General features: G+C 41.9%; 23 protein-coding genes. 5 read left to right on the plus strand and 18 right to left on the minus strand.

Annotated features, from left to right (window positions below; all coding sequences use genetic code 11):
- Positions 1 to 12: 12 nt before the first annotated feature.
- Positions 13 to 966 carry a CobD/CbiB family protein gene (locus QMN06_RS07525; protein ID WP_281969515.1) on the minus strand — a complete coding sequence of 318 codons (954 nt, stop codon included), beginning with the start codon at positions 964 to 966 and terminating at the stop codon, positions 13 to 15.
- A 3-nt stretch (positions 967 to 969) separates the two neighbouring features.
- Positions 970 to 1,653: a CoA pyrophosphatase gene (locus tag QMN06_RS07530; protein ID WP_281969516.1), complete on the minus strand. Its 684-nt coding sequence runs from the start codon at positions 1,651 to 1,653 to the stop codon at positions 970 to 972.
- A 79-nt stretch (positions 1,654 to 1,732) separates the two neighbouring features.
- On the opposite strand from QMN06_RS07530, the gene QMN06_RS07535 reads away from it, so the two are divergent.
- Together QMN06_RS07535 and QMN06_RS07540 are read left to right on the plus strand one after the other, a co-directional pair.
- Complete coding sequence (locus QMN06_RS07535; RefSeq protein WP_281969517.1) at positions 1,733 to 2,992, plus strand: serine hydrolase domain-containing protein; 1,260 nt, start codon at positions 1,733 to 1,735, stop codon at positions 2,990 to 2,992.
- Positions 2,993 to 3,763, plus strand: coding sequence for a substrate-binding domain-containing protein (locus QMN06_RS07540; RefSeq protein WP_281969518.1), 771 nt, complete (start codon positions 2,993 to 2,995; stop codon positions 3,761 to 3,763). It begins immediately after the preceding gene.
- Between the two features lie 50 nt (positions 3,764 to 3,813).
- Here the strand turns inward: QMN06_RS07540 and rplS are convergent, their stop codons facing one another.
- From rplS to rpsP, 4 genes are all read right to left on the minus strand, one after another.
- Entirely contained in the window at positions 3,814 to 4,203 is a 390-nt protein-coding gene (gene rplS / locus QMN06_RS07545) for a 50S ribosomal protein L19 (RefSeq protein ID WP_281969519.1), read from the minus strand.
- A gap of 81 nt (positions 4,204 to 4,284) precedes the next feature.
- On the minus strand, positions 4,285 to 5,031 hold the full coding sequence (trmD, locus tag QMN06_RS07550) for a tRNA (guanosine(37)-N1)-methyltransferase TrmD (RefSeq protein WP_281971746.1): 747 nt from the start codon (positions 5,029 to 5,031) through the stop codon (positions 4,285 to 4,287).
- Between the two features lie 7 nt (positions 5,032 to 5,038).
- Positions 5,039 to 5,566 carry a ribosome maturation factor RimM gene (gene rimM / locus QMN06_RS07555; RefSeq protein WP_281969520.1) on the minus strand — a complete coding sequence of 176 codons (528 nt, stop codon included), beginning with the start codon at positions 5,564 to 5,566 and terminating at the stop codon, positions 5,039 to 5,041.
- 39 nt (positions 5,567 to 5,605) lie between these two features.
- A complete protein-coding gene (gene rpsP / locus QMN06_RS07560; protein WP_281969521.1) occupies positions 5,606 to 5,860 on the minus strand; it encodes a 30S ribosomal protein S16 in 255 nt (84 codons plus the stop codon).
- A gap of 147 nt (positions 5,861 to 6,007) precedes the next feature.
- Between rpsP and QMN06_RS07565 the strand changes: the two genes are divergently transcribed.
- The gene (locus QMN06_RS07565) at positions 6,008 to 6,529 is read left to right on the plus strand and encodes an META domain-containing protein (protein ID WP_281969522.1); all 522 of its coding nucleotides are present in this window, start codon (positions 6,008 to 6,010) and stop codon (positions 6,527 to 6,529) included.
- Positions 6,530 to 6,590: 61 nt separating this feature from the next.
- Positions 6,591 to 7,040, plus strand: coding sequence for an NINE protein (locus QMN06_RS07570; RefSeq protein ID WP_281969523.1), 450 nt, complete (start codon positions 6,591 to 6,593; stop codon positions 7,038 to 7,040).
- Between the two features lie 25 nt (positions 7,041 to 7,065).
- Here the strand turns inward: QMN06_RS07570 and vapC are convergent, their stop codons facing one another.
- The 7 genes from vapC to QMN06_RS07605 all read right to left on the minus strand — a co-directional run bounded on the left by vapC (position 7,066) and on the right by QMN06_RS07605 (position 14,114).
- Positions 7,066 to 7,464 (minus strand): tRNA(fMet)-specific endonuclease VapC, encoded by a 399-nt coding sequence (gene vapC / locus QMN06_RS07575; RefSeq protein WP_281971747.1) that lies wholly within the window; start codon positions 7,462 to 7,464, stop codon positions 7,066 to 7,068.
- On the minus strand, positions 7,464 to 7,703 hold the full coding sequence (gene vapB, locus QMN06_RS07580; protein WP_281969524.1) for a type II toxin-antitoxin system VapB family antitoxin: 240 nt from the start codon (positions 7,701 to 7,703) through the stop codon (positions 7,464 to 7,466). The genes vapC and vapB overlap by 1 nt, the downstream gene beginning before the upstream one ends.
- Positions 7,704 to 7,930: 227 nt before the next feature.
- Entirely contained in the window at positions 7,931 to 9,718 is a 1,788-nt protein-coding gene (locus QMN06_RS07585; protein WP_281969525.1) for an acyl-CoA dehydrogenase, read from the minus strand.
- A 24-nt stretch (positions 9,719 to 9,742) separates the two neighbouring features.
- A complete protein-coding gene (locus QMN06_RS07590; protein ID WP_281969526.1) occupies positions 9,743 to 10,681 on the minus strand; it encodes an FAD-binding protein in 939 nt (312 codons plus the stop codon).
- Positions 10,682 to 11,431 (minus strand): electron transfer flavoprotein subunit beta/FixA family protein, encoded by a 750-nt coding sequence (locus QMN06_RS07595; RefSeq protein WP_281969527.1) that lies wholly within the window; start codon positions 11,429 to 11,431, stop codon positions 10,682 to 10,684.
- Between the two features lie 92 nt (positions 11,432 to 11,523).
- Complete coding sequence (locus QMN06_RS07600; protein WP_281969528.1) at positions 11,524 to 13,167, minus strand: acyl-CoA synthetase; 1,644 nt, start codon at positions 13,165 to 13,167, stop codon at positions 11,524 to 11,526.
- Between the two features lie 23 nt (positions 13,168 to 13,190).
- Positions 13,191 to 14,114, minus strand: a complete 924-nt coding sequence (locus QMN06_RS07605; protein WP_281969529.1) for a histone deacetylase family protein — start codon at positions 14,112 to 14,114, stop codon at positions 13,191 to 13,193.
- Positions 14,115 to 14,249: 135 nt separating this feature from the next.
- Between QMN06_RS07605 and QMN06_RS07610 the strand changes: the two genes are divergently transcribed.
- Positions 14,250 to 15,368: a lytic murein transglycosylase gene (locus QMN06_RS07610; protein WP_281969530.1), complete on the plus strand. Its 1,119-nt coding sequence runs from the start codon at positions 14,250 to 14,252 to the stop codon at positions 15,366 to 15,368.
- Here QMN06_RS07610 and cysM read toward each other — a convergent pair.
- The 5 genes from cysM to QMN06_RS07635 form a co-directional block, all read right to left on the minus strand.
- Positions 15,313 to 16,230: a cysteine synthase CysM gene (gene cysM / locus QMN06_RS07615; RefSeq protein WP_281969531.1), complete on the minus strand. Its 918-nt coding sequence runs from the start codon at positions 16,228 to 16,230 to the stop codon at positions 15,313 to 15,315. The two genes, QMN06_RS07610 and cysM, sit on opposite strands and share 56 nt — an antisense overlap.
- A 101-nt stretch (positions 16,231 to 16,331) precedes the next feature.
- Positions 16,332 to 16,673 (minus strand): helix-hairpin-helix domain-containing protein, encoded by a 342-nt coding sequence (locus tag QMN06_RS07620; RefSeq protein WP_281969532.1) that lies wholly within the window; start codon positions 16,671 to 16,673, stop codon positions 16,332 to 16,334.
- Between the two features lie 83 nt (positions 16,674 to 16,756).
- A complete protein-coding gene (gene rfaD, locus QMN06_RS07625) occupies positions 16,757 to 17,785 on the minus strand; it encodes an ADP-glyceromanno-heptose 6-epimerase (protein WP_281969533.1) in 1,029 nt (342 codons plus the stop codon).
- Positions 17,782 to 18,747, minus strand: a complete 966-nt coding sequence (rfaE1, locus tag QMN06_RS07630) for a D-glycero-beta-D-manno-heptose-7-phosphate kinase (RefSeq protein ID WP_281969534.1) — start codon at positions 18,745 to 18,747, stop codon at positions 17,782 to 17,784. The genes rfaD and rfaE1 overlap by 4 nt, the downstream gene beginning before the upstream one ends.
- 9 nt (positions 18,748 to 18,756) lie before the next feature.
- A complete protein-coding gene (locus tag QMN06_RS07635; RefSeq protein WP_281969535.1) occupies positions 18,757 to 20,121 on the minus strand; it encodes a UDP-glucose/GDP-mannose dehydrogenase family protein in 1,365 nt (454 codons plus the stop codon).
- Between the last annotated feature and the right edge of the window lie 40 nt (positions 20,122 to 20,161).

Here is a 20,161-nt window from a genome sequence, read left to right on the forward strand (position 1 = left end):
GGCTCTAAAGTTTTATAGTTGGCCAAACCAAACAGCGATCGAGAGCATTGCCAAAAGAATCATCCACAGCACCACGGCACGCCAAACAAGACTAGCTCCAGATGCTAAATGTGCGGGAACTGGTAATAATCCTATTTCCTGAACAGGTACCTCTCCGGTTTCAGCAAGCCGTAAGGCTTCATCCGTAGATACCTGCGCAATGGGCTCACCCAGTTGCACTCCCAAAGCACCACCACCTGTGCCAATAAGAATCGCTTTAGACTGGGTATCCCATTTCTTTTGATGATAACGCCAAGCATAAGCTGCCTGCTCAAAATTACCCACAATGGTGAAGCCAATAGCTGTCAATCGCGTGGGTACCCAATCAATCAGGTACCGAAATTTTTGAATCATGACCATGAGCTTAGGACTTACCATACCGAATTTCCAGAGATCTTCCGCCATCAATACAAGTCGATATAAGACTACCCCAGCAGGTCCAATCGGTAATAAAAAGAAAAAGAATAGGCCAAATACATTCGAATGAACGGCTAAAATTGCACGCTCTAATGTGTGTCTAACCACTTCAGATTCGGTGAGGGTCTCGGTATTTAAATTAGACCCTACCCAGTTAGCCAACTCACTTCGTGCATCATCCAAACGCCTTTCTTGTAATGCTTCCTGAATCAAGCGATAGTGGGAACTGAATTGACGAAATCCCATCAAGGAATACACAATAAAAATATTCCAAACAAGTGCTAATAGAGGCAATTGATATATGAGCCATAAATGCACCATGAAGACAAATAAAACGGGTGGGACGACCAAAACAAAGATGGCTACTTTAGCGGAAGTTTCTTCCCCTGTGTCACAATAATTGGGAACACGATCGATCCACAGTTTCATGAGGCGCTGAACCCAATGATTAGGCCCTACAGGTCGATACTGCTCCAGCATTAAACTCAACAAAACAGAAATAAATGTCATTATTTAAGCTCTTAAAAAATGGTACAGATTTCTGAGCATACCAGCAGTTGCCCCCCAAATGAACTTCGACTCATAGGGCATGGCATAAAACTTACGATATCCATCGGGTCCTACCCATTCACGAATCTGGTGGTTCGCAGGATTCATCAAAAAAGCTAATGGGACTTCGAAAATTTCTGCAACTTCATTGGTATCGGGTACTAATTCCTCAACGGAAGAAACAAGTCCCACAATCGGTGTCACTTGATAACCAGTGATCGTAAAGTAGTCTGGTAAATGCCCCAAATGCTCCACATGATGATGACCAAGTCCGATCTCTTCATGTGCTTCGCGGAGTGCGGTATGTTTGAGATCAATGTCACTTTCTTCTTTTCGTCCACCCGGAAAACTGATTTGTCCGGCATGATCATTCAGGTGCTCAGCACGCTTGGTGAGTAAGACACTGAGGTGATTCTCTTTTTGCACAATCGGAATGAGGACTGCGGCAATCCGTTTACCCATACCCGGTTGATATTCGAGTGACTTTCTGGACTCATCGGTTATTTCCGGTGTCCATGGTTTGCTTTGTTCGAAACGCTGTCTTAACGCATGCGGCTGTAACAAATCGAGTGGTACTGGAGGAGTATGAAGCGATGCTTCCTGGATAGGAACCATCTGGGGATCAAACTTCGGAACACGTCTTTGCATCAAATGATTATAAGCCTAGTCTTTTAATCCAATATTAGAATAAACTCTACATAATAAAAAAATAATGAAGAGGATGTGAATGAAATATCAATACTTATTTGGAATTGCTGCTTATTTATCCATCAGCTCCGCTGTTCTGGGCGCACCACTGCCAACAGCAACTCCCGCTTCACAGGGTTTTAACCCCAAAAATGTACAAGCAATCGATCAATTTTTTAGTGATGAAATCGCACAAAATAGAATGCCTGGGGGTGTATTGGCTGTCGCTAAAAATGGTAAATTAATTATTTATAAAACCTATGGGTATCAAGATAAAAAGAACAATATTCCGATGTCTTTTGATACGGTTTTTAATTTAGCATCCATGACGAAGGTGATGGCCGCAGCAGGTGCCATGACTTTTTATGAAGAAGGTAAGTTACAGTTGTCCGCCCCTGTCTCGCATTGGTTTCCTGAATTTAAATCCATGAATGTGGGTAAGCTTGAAAATGGTGTTTTAAGTCAAGTGCCTGCGACTAAACCCATCACGGTTCAAGATCTGATGCGTCATACGAACGGTCTCACCTATGGTGCTCGTGCAAATACGCCGGTGCACCAAGCATCTCTTAGGTCTTCCGCTGAAGCGGCTGCTGAATTTAGTGGTGCTGACTTTATTAAACGTCTGTCAACTACTCCTCTACTGTATGAGCCTGGCACCGCTTGGGACTATAGCTTTGGTATCGATGTTCTTGGTCTCTTGCAAGAAAAAATTGCGGGAAAGCGTCTCAATGATATTTTGAATGAGAGAATCTGGTCGCGTATTGGTATGAAAGATACGGGCTTTACTTTAAGTGAATCTGCGAAAAAACGTTTGGCTCAGCCTCATGAGATTGATCCAATTACTGGAAAGAAACAAAAGATTGGCATCTATGAAAACCCCGCTAAATTCGATTGCGGTGGTTCTTGTGCATATAGCACGGCAGCCGACTATATTCGTTTTGGTCAAATGTTGCTCAACGGCGGCTCTTTAGATGGGCAACGTATTCTGGGACCACAAACGGTGGCACTAATGACCTCAGATCATTTAGGCAACCAAATTAAAAATAATGTTGGCGGCACGGAGCCCGGTCGCGAAGGCTATGGCTTTGGTTTAGGAGTTGCTGTTCGTAAAGAAAAAGGTTTATCTGCAACGAACGGTAATATCGGTGATTACACATGGAATGGCGCAAACGGTACGATCTTTTGGGTCGACCCTAAAGAGAAATTAGTGGTTGTGATGATGGCTGCAGCTCCTGGTGAACTTCGTAAGGAGTATCGCGAAAGATTGAATGCCTACATTTATGCTGGTCTCAATCAATAAATGGCACTCTTCTTGAAATACGGAATTGTTGGTTTTATTTTTACTTTATTCATAAGCTCTTCTGCTATGGCACAACTTCAAGTCATGATTTCTGGGGGATTTAATGGCCCTTATCAACTTCTCTTACCTCAATTTGAAAAGTCCACCGGTATCAAAGTAACCACACTGTCAGGCGCCTCTCAAGGCAATGGTCCTTTAACGATTAAAGCACAATTGCAAAAAGGCACGCGAGTTGACGTGGTGATTATGTCGCGTGAAGGTCTCACTGAACTCATGGAACAACATCGTATCCTTGAGGGTTCTGATGTTGATCTAGCCATCGCACCTTTGGGTGCTGGAGTGGCTACTGGTTCTTTGGTTCCAGATATTTCCACGGTCGATGCTTTGAAAAAAACTTTAATCGAACTAAAAACAGTCGCTGTTCCTGGCAGTACCAGTGGCATTTATTTAACTCAAGAACTTTTTCCTCGATTAGGATTAACTCCTTTTATTACGGTTACTGTAACGGAGCGCGGTAATCAATCCGCTGGTTTAGTTGCATCAGGAAAAGTGAAGATAGCGATTCAGCCGAGTAGTGAACTAGTCAATGTTCCAGGTGTTCATTTGATTGGTGCGCTTCCAGATCAAGCGCAATTGCTACAAACTTTTTCTGCTGCGATTGTGAAGGGATCTGAACATACTGAATCAGCCAAACAACTGATTCAATTACTTCGTTCTGAAAAAGCAATTGAGCCGATTCGAAAAAACGGCATGATGACTTTGCAAAATTAAAAATAAAAAACCAAGCTACAAGAGCTTGGTTTTCTTGTCATAAAGAAGACTTACTGCGCAGGAGTCTCTTTAACTTTACGAGAAACTAACTTCTCTTTAATACGTGCAGACTTACCTGAACGCTCACGGAGGTAATAAAGTTTCGCACGGCGGACATCACCGCGACGCTTCACTTCAATACTTGCAATGAGTGGTGAGTAAGTTTGGAATGTTCTTTCAACACCTTCACCAGATGAGATTTTACGTACGATAAAGCTTGAGTTGAGGCCACGATTGCGCTTAGCAATCACTACACCTTCAAAAGCCTGTGAACGTTTACGGGTTCCTTCAACTACATTGACGTTAACAATGAGTGTATCGCCAGGTGCGAAATCAGGAACTACTTTGTTTGCCGTTAGGCGAGCAATTTCTTCTTGCTCAATTTTTTCGATGAGATTCATCTATCAACTCCTTATGTATCATTTCAGCGTTGATCCCAAAACCAGTTTGGACCTGAAAGAGGATACTAAATAATAAAACTGCTAAGTTTTTGTTTGGATGTTCTTTAAAAAAAGTTCATCTTTACTACTTAACAACCCTTTTTTGCGAGCCGTCTCAATTAAATCAGGACGCCTCAAATGGGTAGCAAGCAAAGATTGCTCACGACGCCAGCCTTCTATTATGGCATGATTTCCACCTAAAAGCACCCCTGGAACAGCAGAATTTTCATATATTTCTGGTCTGGTGTAGTGCGGACAGTCCAAAAGTCCATCCATAAAGCTATCTTGCAAGGCAGAATCCTTATCTCCAAGCACCCCGGGAATAAGCCTCACCATGGCATCCATGATTGCCATCGCGGGGATTTCTCCACCAGAAAGCACAAAATCCCCCAAACTCATCTCTATGTCGACACTGCTATCAATAAAACGCTGATCAATCGCTTCATAACGCCCACAGACCATTGTGATTTGCTCATGTTTGAGCAAATCAGCAGCCATTTGCTGATTAAAGGTCTTTCCTTGAGGTGATAGAAGGACTACTGGTCCTGCATTGGTTTGCGTTTGGTGAATAGCTTTGAGAGTCTTCTCCAGTGGTTCTGCCATCATCACCATGCCAGGTCCTCCACCATAGGCACGATCATCTACCGTTTTACGGCTGTCAGTGGTGTAATCTCTCGGATTCCAGGTCTTGAGTTCAAATAGTTGCTTGTCTAAAGCTCGGCCAACTACCCCACCAGCGTGAATGATTTTGAACATTTCTGGGAAAATTGTAATGACATCAAAGCGCATGATGTGCTTACCAGTCCTTTTGCCAGTCGACGGCAATTTTCTTTGGAGTACTCTCTAAATCAACTTCAATAATGAAGGATTTTACAAAAGGAATTAAATGTTGCTTCTTCTCTTCGTCTAAGACAATGAGAACGGTTTGGGCACTGTTATCCACGATTTCATTAACGATGCCAATCAACTCATTTTGCTGATTATGAACCTCAGCACCCATCAGATCGGTCCAGTAATACTCGTTATCATCAAGGGGTGGAAACTTCGATCTTGGGATTAATACGGTTGCTGATTTAAAAGACAAAGCAATCTCACGGTCAGTCAAACCAACCAACTCCAGTATCACTGAGCCGCTATGCTCTTTAGCTTTGTAGACAGAAAAATCACGCATTTGCGGCAAACGAATACCCGACAGCCAAATTTCTTTAGTGGCTAAAAGTGCTACAGGGTCATTCGAAAAAGGTCGGATTTTGAGGGCGCCACGAATACCATATGCTTCAATCACGGTACCGACTTCGATTAAATCACTGTTCTCAGTCGTCATAGTGACGCCACCTCAGGGATGGGGAATCCCCCATCAAAATTAGTTCGCTGCAGTTGTGCTGTGTTGCTTAATTAAACGTTTTACGGTTGGAGACATTTCTGCACCAACACCAGTCCAATAAGTTAAACGGTCTTGAGCAACGCGGAAACCTTGCTCTGTAGCTACTGCTCTTGGATTGTAATAACCAAGACGCTCTACAAAGTTAGAGTCACGACGGTTACGTTTATCCGTAACAACAACGCTATAAAAAGGACGCTTTTTTGAACCACCGCGTGCGAGTCGAATGACGACCATAAGTATTCCTCAAATTAAACAAAAATAAAAAAATGTAGGCTTAAACTCAAACTTTAGTTGAAACTTGTCACCAAAGAGTATTATTAATCATGCAAAATAATACGAATTACTACCCTAGAAAACTCACTATTTTATCTTAAATCTGCCATGAGAACAAACTTTTATTCCCCATTAAACCCTTTTTTCTCTTTTTTTCGCTTAAATTTTGTCTTTTTTGGTCTATTTTTTATTAGCTCCTGCTCAAATATCCTCCCAGATTGCAACTCCTGCTCATCCCCCCCACTCTCTCAACTCAATGGTCGCTGGGAACTCCTGCGCTGGAATTACCCGCCTGACGCTTCTGGCAAAGTCCAGCTGCGCAAAATCCCTCATGGTGATAATGGCGAACCGATCATCATCGAATTTAGTAATGAGAAAAAAATGATTACAGGCTATTCAGGATGTAATCGCTTTTTTGGAACAATCACAACAGACTCTAAAAATGCGATTGAAATCGGCAAAATGGGTAGCACGAAGATGATGTGCGCTGAAAACTACCGAATGGATCTCGAGAAAGATTTCTTGAATCAACTTCAAGATTATCGATCTATACAAGTGAAAAATGATCAATTACTACTCATTGGTCGATCTGGAGATGTTCTCGCCTTTGGTAGACGTGGGCCTCCATAATTTTCTTTGAGTCATCATCTGCTGTAAATCTTGATTCATTTTGGGGTATCATCATATCCCTATGACTATTCCTTTTAAATCCAAATTAGTAACTTGCCTTCTCAGTCTATTCTTACCAGGTACTGGCCTTCATTGGCTTTATCTCAAGGGGAAAAGTTCACCTTGGTTTTATCTACAACTGATTGCTTTGCTATTGGGTGTTTGGGGTTGGTTTGAACTAGCTCATACGGAAAAAGAATCTTTACTGGGCTGGTTTGCTGTCGCTCTAGGTCATATCTCATTACTTACAAGTTGGCTTTGCACACTGGTCTATGGTCTTCGTTTAGACGAACGTTTTGATGCTCAATTTAACTCAGGATCTTCTCAAAAAAACCACTCTGGTTGGCTCATTATTATCTGTATGATCATCGCTTTAATGGTCGGTGCATTTGTGCTAATGAGTGGTCTTGCCATTGCCTTTGAACAATACTTTATTAGCCAAGTAGAAGCGGCTAAAGAAATTTCTCAGTAAAAATCTGAAGGCTTGGATTAATAAATCACACCCAATTTTCTAGAGATAAATGAGGAACTCTCCGAAACTCATATAAATTATTTGTTACTAGTATTAAACCTTGGCTGATAGCATGGGCCGCAATGTGAATATCATTTTCACCAATTATTTCTCCATTTTTTTCAAGTTTTGCTTTAATTTGACCATATGTTTGAGAAGTCTTTTGATCATATGAAAGTACTTCAATATGACTTATAAAATCCTCAATAGCATCTAGATTTTTACTAATATTTTGACTTTTTTCTGCACCATAAATTAATTCCGAAAGTGTGATGCTGGAAATCGCCATTCGATTAGTATTTTGATTAAATATATCCAGTACTTGAATAGGCCTTCTCTTTAGAACATAAATCACTATATTCGTGTCAAGCATGTATTTCAATATCAAAAACTCTCTCTTAATGAATTTTTTTGTACCCCACGATCATTCATAAAATCTTCGGTAACAGTGGGACCAATTAAAAAGAAATGATCCCAAGTATTTTCAATAGGAGAAATAATGCGATCTTTACCTCTAATCCTTACAGCCACTTTTTTTACATCATCTGGAAGGCGAGCTTCAGCTGGGAGGCGAACAGCTTGCGTCCTATTATTAGTAAAAACAGTAGACAGAGTTATTTTCATAGGATTCTCCATGTATATGGCATTAGTATATAGCATTTTATCCTATTATTCCTAACGAGAAATGAGTTCTACTTTAAAGCAAATATAAAAGAGTTCACATCTGAGACCCTATATCCTATGAGCCTTTAGGGTTTTATTGAATAAAAAATCTACTCTATTAGAAATATCTTTTCTAATAGTTTCTCTGTTGATTAATGGCTTTTTTGGGCTTCAGCCGCATCTAAAGATTAAAACTGTTCCGGTTTTAGCTCATTTGTCACTCTGCCACCTTCCATAATGGACTTGGCAATCCCCGGAACTTGGGTGAGTAAATGTTGTGCATAAAACTGTGCAGTGCTAATTTTGGCTTGATAAAAGTCTGGGTCTTGATCACGCAACTTCTCAGCCTCAAGTAAGGCTCTTGCCATTTGCCATCCAGCAAGTGTAAGTCCACAAATTTGTAAGTAAGGAACACTACCTGCAAAGACTGCTTTAATATCCGTTTTGACATTCATGAGGATATACATCACTACTTGTTCTAATGATTGTCTAGCAAGCTTTAACTGCTCCGACATGATCTTTGCTGCTGCAGAATTTGATGCGGCCAATGCTTCTTCTGTTCTGGCAATCTGTTTACCAATAGCCTGCGCTGTAGCCCCGCCATCTCTTAAGGTTTTTCTGCCAATTAAATCGTTTGCTTGAATCGCCGTAGTACCTTCATAAATGGGCAAAATACGTGCATCACGATAATACTGCGCGGCACCTGTTTCTTCAATGAAGCCCATCCCGCCATGTATCTGCACCCCAAGACTTGCAACTTGCACAGCCATTTCTGTGGAGAATCCTTTAACGATCGGTACTAAAAATTCATAAAAGGCTTGGTTCTCTTGTCTCGTTTTTTCATCTAATGCATGCTCTGCGGCATCTGATGCTGCAACAGCAACGTAAGCGAGTGTTCTTGCCCCTTCGGTATAAGAACGCATGGTCATGAGCATCCGTTTCACATCTGGATGATGAATGATGGCAACTGAACCTGTCGACCCAGCAAGATCTCTACTCTGAATCCGTTCTTTTGCGTAACTCACTGCCTTTTGATACGCTCTCTCTGCTAAAGATACCCCTTGCATACCCACACCAAAACGTGCGGCGTTCATCATGATGAACATATACTCTAGACCTCGGTTCTCCTCACCAACTAAATAGCCAATGGCTCCTCCATGATCACCATATTGCAATACGGCAGTTGGGCTAGCCTTAATACCTAATTTATGTTCAATGGAGATGCAGTGCACATCATTACGCTGCCCAATGTTTCCTTGATCATCCACCAAAAATTTAGGCACCACAAATAAAGATATACCCTTCACTCCTTCTGGTGCTGTTGGGGTTCTTGCCAATACCAAATGAATAATGTTCTCCGAAAAATCATGCTCTCCATAGGTGATATAAATTTTTGTACCAAATATTTTGTATGTACCATCACCAACCAGCTCAGCTCGTGTTCGAACCAGTGCTAAATCTGAACCTGCTTGAGGCTCTGTGAGATTCATAGTCCCGGTCCACTTTCCAGAAATCATGTTTGGAATAAAACGTTGTTTTAACTCATCACTTGCTGCAACAATCAGTGCTTCAATCGCCCCATCAGTGAGCATCGGACACAAAGAGAATGACAAACATGAGGAGTTTGCCATTTCTTGACACGCAGTAGAAATAATCTTGGGTAAGCCCTGCCCACCATACTCAGAAGGATGTGTAATACCTTGCCATCCTGCTTCAACATATTTATCAAAAGCATCTTTAAAGCCAGGGGTGGTTACTACATGTCCATCCTTAAAATGGCTAGGCTGTTGATCACCAATCCAATTGAGAGGTGCAAGCACTTCTTCAGAAAATTTTGCAGACTCAGTAAGAATCGCCTCTGCAGTATCAGCATCCACACTCGCTTCAGAAAAATAAGGTAACTTACTAATCTGCTCAAGACCTGCTAAGTGATTCATCAAAAACATCATCTCTTTTACAGGCGCTTGATACGTCATCAACTTCTCCTAGTTAAACTACGTTTAATTTTTCATCGCTGCAGTAAGCTCAGGAACTGCAGTAAATAAATCAGCTACTAATCCATAATCCGCCACACCAAAAATAGGTGCCTCCGGATCTTTATTGATCGCTACGATTACTTTAGAGTCTTTCATACCCGCTAAATGCTGAATCGCTCCCGAAATACCGACTGCTACATATAACTGTGGTGCAACAATTTTTCCAGTCTGACCTACTTGGTAATCATTAGGAACATATCCCGCATCAACCGCAGCACGTGAAGCGCCTAGAGCGGCGCCTAAACTATCCGCTAAGGGCTCCATAACGGTGTGATACTGTTCTGCAGATCCTAATCCTCGCCCACCGGAAACAATAATTTTTGCAGCAGTCAGTTCTGGACGATCGGACTTCGTTGTCTCACGCGATATAAATTGACTTATACCTGCATCTTGGACGCAACTAATTGCTTCAATACTCGCTTGCCCACCCGTTGCCGAAGCAGCTTCAAAGCCTGTAGAGCGAACCGTAATCGCTTTAATCGAATCCATCGACTGAATCGTCGCAATTGCATTACCTGCATAAATAGGACGCTCAAATGTGTCAGGACTAACCACTTTGGTGATTTCAGAAATCTGCGCCACATCTAATAAAGCGGCAATGCGCGGCATGATGTTTTTACCATTAGCACTAGCAGCAACTAAAAGATGCGTATAGTTTTTTGCAATGGAGAGGGCTTGGCTCGTCAAACTTTCGGCTAACTGATTCGCAAAAATAGCATCATCTGCCACCAAGACTTTACTCACTCCAGAAATAGCAGCGGCAACATTGGCTACCCCTGATATATTGTGTCCCATGAGTAACACATGGACATCTTGATCAATTTGTGATGCCGCACTGACGACATTCAATGTACTAGCTTGGATCTGATCTTGCTGATATTCAGCGATTACGAGTACGGTCATTTAGATTACCTTTGCTTCATTTTTTAATTTATCCACTAAGGCAGCAACGTCAGCTACCATCACCCCTGCCTGACGCTTCGCCGGCTCATTTACCTTGATTGTCTTGAGGCGCGGACTTACATCCACACCGAGATCAGCGGGTTTAAACGTATCTAATGTTTTTTTCTTGGCCTTCATAATATTTGGCAAAGTGACATACCTTGGCTCATTGAGTCGTAAATCCGTGGTAACTACTGCAGGTAATGAAATTCGAATCGTTTCTAAACCACCATCCACCTCACGTGTGACCTGTGCATATTGATTGTCTATGACTACTTTCGAGGCAAATGTCGCTTGCGGAATATTCATCAGAGCTGCTAACATTTGCCCAGTCTGATTACTATCATCATCAATGGCTTGCTTACCTAAAATGATCAGTTGAGGAACTTCTTTATCAGCAATCGCTTTCATGATTTTGGCCACGGCTAAAGGCTGAATCTCTTCATCAGTCTCAACCAGAATGGCGCGATCAGCGCCAATGGCCATCGCAGTTCTTAAGGTTTCTTGACACTGTGCCACACCAATAGAGACTGCAATAACTTCTGAAGCCACACCAGACTCTTTGAGTCGAACGGCTTCTTCAACAGCAATTTCATCAAATGGATTCATAGACATTTTGACATTGGCTGTTTCAACTCCAGAGTTGTCTGATTTGACACGCACTTTAACGTTGTAATCTACAACCCGTTTTACTGCTACTAATATTTTCATGGAATTGCCTCTTATTTTGTTTCTTATAATAATTTTACTGCAAACAAACCCCTAAAGATTCTGTGTATTCAATGACCATGAAACTATTAAGGCTAAACGTCAATCGCTTGGGCAGAACCTGCTCTTTTCCGTAATTCAAATTTTTGGATTTTTCCTGTGGAAGTTTTAGGTAATTCACCAAAAACGACTGCTCTTGGTACTTTAAATCCTGCTAAATGCTCTTTGCAGTGTGCAACAATCTCTTCTGCAGTGACGGTAGCCCCAGGTTTAATTTCTATAAATGCGCAAGGAGTTTCACCCCATTTTGCATCTGGCTTAGCAACGATTGCTGCGGCCATAACAGCGGGATGACGATATAAAACATCTTCTACTTCAATGGATGAAATATTTTCACCGCCGGAAATAATAATATCCTTACTGCGATCTTTGATTTTGATGTACCCATCCGGATTCATTACTGCTAAATCCCCCGTATGGAACCAACCTCCGGCAAACGCCTCTTGAGTAGCCGATGGGTTTTTTAGATAACCCTTCATCGTAATGTTTCCACGAAACATAATTTCACCAATGGTGTTTCCATCCGCAGGGACTGGTGTCATTGTTTCAGGATCCATGACTGTCATCCCCTCCTGCAAATGGTAACGAACACCTTGACGAGCATTAAGAGCTGCGCGATCGCCGATAGCTTGTTCTTCCCAATGATCATGTTTCACACAAACCGCTGCAGGTCCATAGGTTTCCGTTAAGCCATACACATGAGTTAAATCAAAGCCCATTTTTTCCATACCTTCAATCATGGCTGCTGGTGGCGCTGCTCCGGCAACCATTGCTTTAACTCCAGGTGGAACGCCATCTTTTAATTCAGGACTGGCATTGACTAAAAAGCCATGCACAATGGGTGCTGCGCAATAATGCGTGACACCATGGGTTTTAATCGCCTGAAATATATTTGCAGCATCTACTTTACGCAAACAAACATTGACGCCAGCTCTAGCGGCTACGGTCCACGGAAAACACCAGCCATTGCAATGGAACATGGGTAATGTCCATAAATACACAGGATGCTTAGGCATATCCCATTCCAAAATATTGGATATGGCATTGGTCATCGCACCTCGATGATGGTAGACCACCCCTTTCGGATTACCAGTGGTTCCTGATGTGTAGTTTAAACAAATAGCATCCCACTCATTTTGAGGACCTTCCCATGCATATGTTGAATCACCTGACTCTAAAAAGGATTCATAATCCATTTGACCGATAGAGGTTCCATCACCTTGATAAAGCTGATCATTAATGTCAATGATTAATATATCGTTGATTTTGGCAATTTCCAATGCCTTTTTCATAGTGGAACTAAACTCCGGGTCAATGATGATGGCTTTTGCCTCACCATGTTGCAGCATAAATGCGATTGCCTCGGGATCAAGGCGCGTATTTAAAGCATTTAATATTGCCCCAGACATCGGTACACCAAAGTGTGCTTCGACCATGGGGGGCGTATTTGGCAACATGACAGCAACTGTGTCGCCACGCTCAATGCCATGTTGATTTAGCGCGCTAGCAAGTTGTATACAGCGGCGGTAAGTCGTTTGCCAATCCTGCCGTAAGTTGTCATGCACAATGGCTAGCTTTTGGGGATAAACTTGCGCGGACCGCTCAATCAAACTGAGTGGGGTCATTGGTGCATAATTTGCAGAATTTTGCTCTAGTCCATCGACAAAAATATGACTCATGACGCACTCTCCAATCGAGGTATTTAAATTTCTGCTAACTCTTTAATATGCGCTACGACACTTCTTCCTAGAGCAGATAAATGATAGCCACCTTCAAGGGTACTTAATATTCTTCCCTTGGAATACTTTTTCGCTACTTGCTGAATTTTTTCTGTAATCCAAGCATAGTCTGACTCAACTAAACTCAATTGCCCTAACTCATCTTCTCGATGGGCATCAAAGCCTGCCGAGATAAAAATAAACTCTGGTGCAAATTCTTCAAGGCGAGGTAACCAAATATCTGAAACAATATTTCGTATATCCATACCTTTTGAATAAGCTGGTACTGGGATATTGACCATATTTGCAGAACTTGGTTTATCCCCACTGTAGGGATAAAGTGGATGCTGAAAAAAACTACACATCAAGACGCGAGGTTCATTTGTAAATGCAGCCTCTGTGCCATTGCCGTGATGAACATCAAAATCAATGATCGCCACTTTATTTAAATGATATTGCTCTAAGACATATTTGGCCGCAATAGCAATATTATTAAAGAAACAAAAACCTTGAGCGTGACTAGGCTCAGCATGATGACCAGGAGGTCGAACGGCGCAAAAGACATTATTGACCTCTCCCTGCATCACCGCATCCACACCAGCAATACATGCGCCAGCAGCTCTTAGTGCAGCTTGATATGAATGCGGGTTGATCGACGTATCACCATCGATTTCTACATATCCTGACTGTGGGGTGTGTTGTTTTAAATAATCGATCAATCCTTGATCATGCACGAGTCCTACTTGACTCTCTGTTGCAAGAGGGGCATCAATACGGATCAAAAAGTCATCAATCCGACTTAAGATCAACTGATCTTCAATGGCACTTAAACGTGCCGGGCACTCTGGATGATAACTACCCATTTCATGCTTGAAAAAATCCGGATGACTAATATAGCCAGTTGTCATAAAACACAATTCTCGTATTTATAAGTAATAATCTTATTATTACCTAATCCTCACGAAATCATGCATTTTTTCAATAGATAACAAATGACCATCATTTTTAAACTGCTATTCATCTTCAGCCTTTTGATATCCGCCTTGAGCAATGCACAAAATCAAGATTCTGTATCTTCTAACTCTGCACCTATTTCTCTTTCAAAAGAACAAGCACTAGACTTCTTTCTCATTGAGATAGCAATGCGCGAAAACCTCTCTGTGGAAACTTTACGAGATGCATTTCGCGATATGAAATGGCAGACCACGGCTCGACAGTATATGGCGCCATCAGGTACTACACCTCCACGAAAAAATTGGGCAGCGTATCGAGCCAATGTCATGAATCAAATTCGTCTTGATGCCGGTAAAAAATTCCTGCAAGAACATCATCTATTTTTAGATCAACTCGAAAAGGAAACCGGGGTCCCTGGTTCAATCGTTGTAGGCATCTTAGGTGTTGAAACTGTCTACGGCAGAAACATGGGCTCTTTTCCTGTCCGTGACGTATTAGCCACCTTTGCCTTTGATTACCCCCCAAGCACCAATCAAGCAAGTCGTAAGGCAATGTTTAAAGAGCAACTCTATGACCATGTTCTCAATTGCTTTTCTACTACCGAGCGATCAGCACCTGAAATGCTCAAGCTAAAAGCTTGCCTAACTCAAGAGGGTTCTTTTGCAGGTGCAATGGGAATGCCACAGTTCATGCCTACCAGTATTCGTAAATTTGCAAAAGATGGCGATGGTGATGGTGTCATCGATCTGAGAAAAAGTCCAAAAGATGCAATGCAAAGTATTGCGAATTTTTTGAACGACCATGGCTGGAAAACGGGAGAACCCATTTATCTGCCAATCTCTGCCGAGATGCAAACCAGTGCCATAGTCAAAGAACTTGCCGATGGTGATCCAAACCCTAAATACAATTTAGGTGATTTAAAAAACAAAAAAGTGATTACGAAATGGCCTACGCCGATGCATGAAATGAGTCCCGCACTCATCGTCGATCTTCCAAGCATCTCAAAAAATGGTGAGAACTCGATCGACTATCTGGTTGGTTTAAACAACTTTGAGGTCATCACGCAATACAACCGTAGTTTTTTCTACGCCATGTCCGTCACAGAATTTGGCCAAGCCGTCATCAACAATGGCTTCGCGTCAACCAAAATATCTAAGCCGGAAAAATTCCAGTCGACAAATAACGGTCGCCACGATCACAAACGATAAAAACAATCGTCGCATTTTCAATACGCTCCGCAATCCGCAGAGCAACTACTAATGCACCAGCTGCTGAGGCGCCACAAAATATACCCTCTTCTCGAGCCATTTTGCGACACATCTCTTCTGCCTCTGCTTGAGTCACATACTCTAAAGAGTCTACGCGGCTCGCTTCGTAAATTTTCGGTAAATACTCTGGAGCCCATTTTCTGATTCCTGGGATTTGTGAGCCTTCCATTGGTTGCACACCAATGATCTGAATGTGGGGATTTTGCTCTTTTAAAAACTTGGAGGTTCCAGTTATAGTGCCTGTGGTTCCCATCGAGGAAACAAAATGGGTAATCTGCCCATGGGTATCACGCCAAATTTCTGGACCAGTTCCCTCGTAATGAGCCAACGGATTATCTTTATTGGCAAACTGGTCTAAAACGATTCCACGACCTTCTTTTTGAAGTTGGTTGGCATAGTCCCTTGCGTACTCCATCCCGCCAGTAGCTGGGGTAAGAATTAATTCTGCGCCATATGCAGTCATACTTTGACGACGTTCAATACTTTGATTCTCAGGCATGATTAAAATCATCTTATAGCCTAAGATTGCTGCTACCATCGCTAGTGCAATACCTGTGTTGCCACTAGTTGCTTCAATTAAGGTGTCCCCTGGCGTAATTTCACCACGTTGCTCAGCATGCCGAAACATCGATAAGGCTGGACGATCTTTAACGGATCCGGCAGGATTATTCCCTTCTAACTTACCTAAAATAATGTTATTACGCACCTGATTACCTTCACCAGGAATGCGTTGCAAACGAATCAGTGGTGTATTACCAACTGTATCTGCAATTGTGGGATAAAAAACGTTGGCTGTATTCATATTAAATAATTGGGCAGAAGTGAAGTTTATTTTAACCTCAAGCTTCTGCCCTTGTAAGAAACTCAATGAAGAGTTGAATAGGAACGAATTAATTCAAGATACTATTTTATTTTTGCACTTTTCGACTTAGTTAAAGGCTCTACCCCATCAAAAGTTAAACCAGACTCCGTCATTTTTTCAACCGTTTTTTGCCCGATACCTTTCACGCGAATATTTAAATCTTCAGAATTCACAAATGGTCCATTCTTTTCTCGCTCCTCAACGATTGCTTTAGCACGCGTTGGCCCAATACCCTTCACATTTTGTAAGATCTCCGCTGATGCAGAATTCACATTGACAGCATAACTCGGCACACCAAATGCCATCATTGATCCTAAAGCCAAGGCCAATAGGCCACGATGTAATGAGCGTACATTTAAAGTTTGATGCAATTTTTTCATCATTTCTCCTTGAAAATTACGCGCAATCCATATTGCACGTTCAAGGATAACGAGAGACTGTTGGAATCGTTGACGGAAAAACTGGTCTATAGCTTCTCAGCCAAGAAATCAGCGTTATCTGATAACCATGTTACATATTTTCTGACACCTTCTTCAACCGTATGGAAGGTCTCTGAATATCCGACACTTCTCAAATGATCTAAACTCGCTTGAGTAAACGATTGATACTTACCTTTTAAGTCCTCTGGAAAATCAATATACAAAAGCTTATTCTTCTGCACCAACTCAATCAAAGACTGCTCTTGAAAATCATTGGCTAACTGAATTTGATCTAGGCGATTAATAACCGATAGCGCCACATCATTAAAAGGCTGTGCGCGTCCTGTACCTAAATTAAAAATACCGCTGATTTGGGGATTCTCAAAGAAGAATAGGTTAACTTTAACAACGTCTTCTATATACACAAAGTCTCTTTTTTGCTCACCAGCAGTATAGCCGTCATAACCACCAAACAACTTAACACTTGCATTATCTTTATATTGATGAAAATGATGAAATGCAACTGAAGCCATTCGTCCTTTATGAGACTCTCGTGGACCATATACATTAAAGTACCTTAGACCTACTACTTGCGTTTTTAAGGCGCTAGCAGCTAAGCGCTGACGAACGATTTGATCGAGTAAAAATTTGGAGTAACCGTAGATATTGAGCGGTTTTTCACACTCCCTTTTTTCAATAAAACTTGCGGCGCCACCATATGTGGCTGCAGATGAGGCATAAATTAACGGTATACCCTGCTCTGCACAGATGTCGAGTAGGTCGAGGGTATAACGATAATTATTCGCCATCATGTAATGCCCGTCAGACTCCATAGTGTCTGAGCAAGCTCCTTCATGAAAGATGGCAGCAATACGGCCTAAAGATTTACTTTTCAGTACTTGTAAAAACTCTGATTTATCAAAGTAATCAGAAATCTCACAGTCTGCTAAGTTGCGGTACTTCTTCGAGTCTTTTAAATCATCTACTGCCACAATATCTTTTTCACCGCGCTGGTTTAATGCGTGCACAAGATTTGCGCCAATAAACCCTGCAGCTCCAGTAACTATCAATTTCATCGCAATTCCTCCCAGGAGACTGTTGCAGTTCCAAGTTTACCCACAACAATGCCGCCTGCACGATTCGCTAATGCCATTGCAAGATTCCAGTCCCAACCTGCTGCCAAGGCAACTGCTAAGGTACTAATCACAGTATCGCCCGCTCCTGACACATCAAAAACTTCACGCGCTTGAGCCCCAACGTGACTGACTTGGTCGGCACGGAACAGGGTCATACCTTCTTCTGACCGTGTTAACAAAATTGCCTCTAATCCTAAACTTTCTCGTAAATTTTGCGCTTTTAATGTCAAATCAGCTTCGCTACTCCATCTACCAATGACTTGCCTTAATTCACTACGATTGGGGGTAATCACTGTTGCACCCGAGTATTTGCTGTAATCATCGCCCTTAGGGTCAACTAAAGTTAACTTCCCTGCCTGTCGACATAATTCAATCATGCGTGCGACATGTTTAAGAGCGCCTTTGCCATAATCAGAAAATATCACTGCTTTAACAAGTGGTAAGGTTTCTTCAAAACTGGCAAATTTGGAGGCTAATGAATCCTGAGCCGGAGCTTCTTCAAAGTCCAAACGAATTAACTGCTGTTGACGAGCTACAACCCGAAGCTTCACGATCGTGGGGACTGTCTCATCTATCTGCAATAGGCTTTCAATACCCTGCTGTGCTAACTTATGCTGCACTTGTAATCCTGCTTCATCATTCCCAATCAGGCCTAATAATTTAATTTTTGCCCCTAAGGAAGCACCATTTCTAGCAACGTTTGCTGCTCCACCGAGACGCTCTTCGACCTTTTTGATTGCCACGATAGGCACTGGTGCCTCGGGTGATATTCTCTCTGTGTCACCAAACCAATAACGATCAAGCATCACATCACCAACAACTAATAGTGCTGTGTTCTGAAAGTTCCTCACATCATCGAGGGTGATTTGTACATGAATAGGTTGTAATATACGATCCGTCATCGATGCTCTTTAATTGTGTCGGCCAATGCCGTAATAAGTAAAGCCAAGTTCAGTTAAATTTTCAGGTTCAAATAAATTACGGCCATCAAAAATAATAGGTTGTTTTAGTTTTTGTTTTAACAAATCAAAATCTGGACTTCTAAATGCTTTCCACTCTGTCACAATCACTAAAGCATCTGCACCCTCTAAGGCATCATTTGGCTTTTCCACTGTCTGAATATTAAGAAGGAGCTCAGGTTGATTAACTAAATCAAGCTCTAAGGCATGCCAAGCTTCTTGCGTTGCCACGGGATCATGGGCTCTAATTTTGGCCCCTCGTTTGACTAACTCTTGAATAATTACCCGACTTGGAGCCTCGCGCATATCATCTGTATTCGGTTTAAATGCCAAGCCCCATAAAGCAAATGTAAGTCCTGTAAGATCTTCACCATAGTAACCCAAAATCTTATCAACTAACACGCGTTTTTGAGCGTCATTCACCTCTTCTACGGCTTCTAATATTTTTAGATGTAATTGATATTCTTGGGCTGTTTTACTTAAGGCCTGAACATCTTTCGGAAAACATGAGCCACCATAACCTGTGCCTGCGTAAAGAAAACCATAACCAATTCTGGAATCAGATCCAATGCCTTGCCTTACGGCTTCAATATCAGCACCTACTTGATCAGCTAAATTCGCTAACTCATTCATAAATGAAATGCGCGTTGCTAACATCGCATTGGCTGCATATTTAGTTAATTCAGCACTTTTTACATCCATGTAAAACGTGCGTTCGTGGTGTCGATTAAAGGGTGAATACAATTTACGAATTTTATCTTTAGCATAACGACCATACTCGTTATCATCCGAACCAACCACAATGCGATCTGGGCGCATGAAGTCTTCAACCGCGGCACCTTCTTTTAAAAATTCCGGATTGGAAATAACCGAAAAATGCACTTCACTGGCGCCACGCGTTTGTAACTCGGCCTGAATGACGTGTGATACTTTTTCTGCTGTGCCAACTGGTACGGTCGATTTATCAATAATGACTTTAAAACTTGTCATATGCTTGGCAATGTTTTTAGCCGCTGCCAACACGTACTTTAAGTCTGCAGAACCATCCTCATCTGGAGGCGTTCCCACCGCTATAAACTGAATCTCACCATGCTCTACGGAAGCAGCAATGTCTGTTGAAAAAATAATTCGCCCAGCTTCTTTATTGCGGGTAATCATTTCTTTTAAACCTGGCTCATAAATGGGTACGCCACCACTATTTAAAATATCAATTTTCTTTTGATCAACATCTAAACAAAATACTTGATTACCCAGCTCGGCAAGGCATGCGCCTGTAACCAAACCCACATATCCACTGCCGATAATGGTAACTTTCACAGTTTCTTTTCCTCTAAAACAGTTTTTTTATCATGAAACT

Origin of the sequence: Polynucleobacter sp. SHI8 (genome assembly GCF_027944005.1) — a bacterium.
GTDB lineage: Bacteria > Pseudomonadota > Gammaproteobacteria > Burkholderiales > Burkholderiaceae > Polynucleobacter.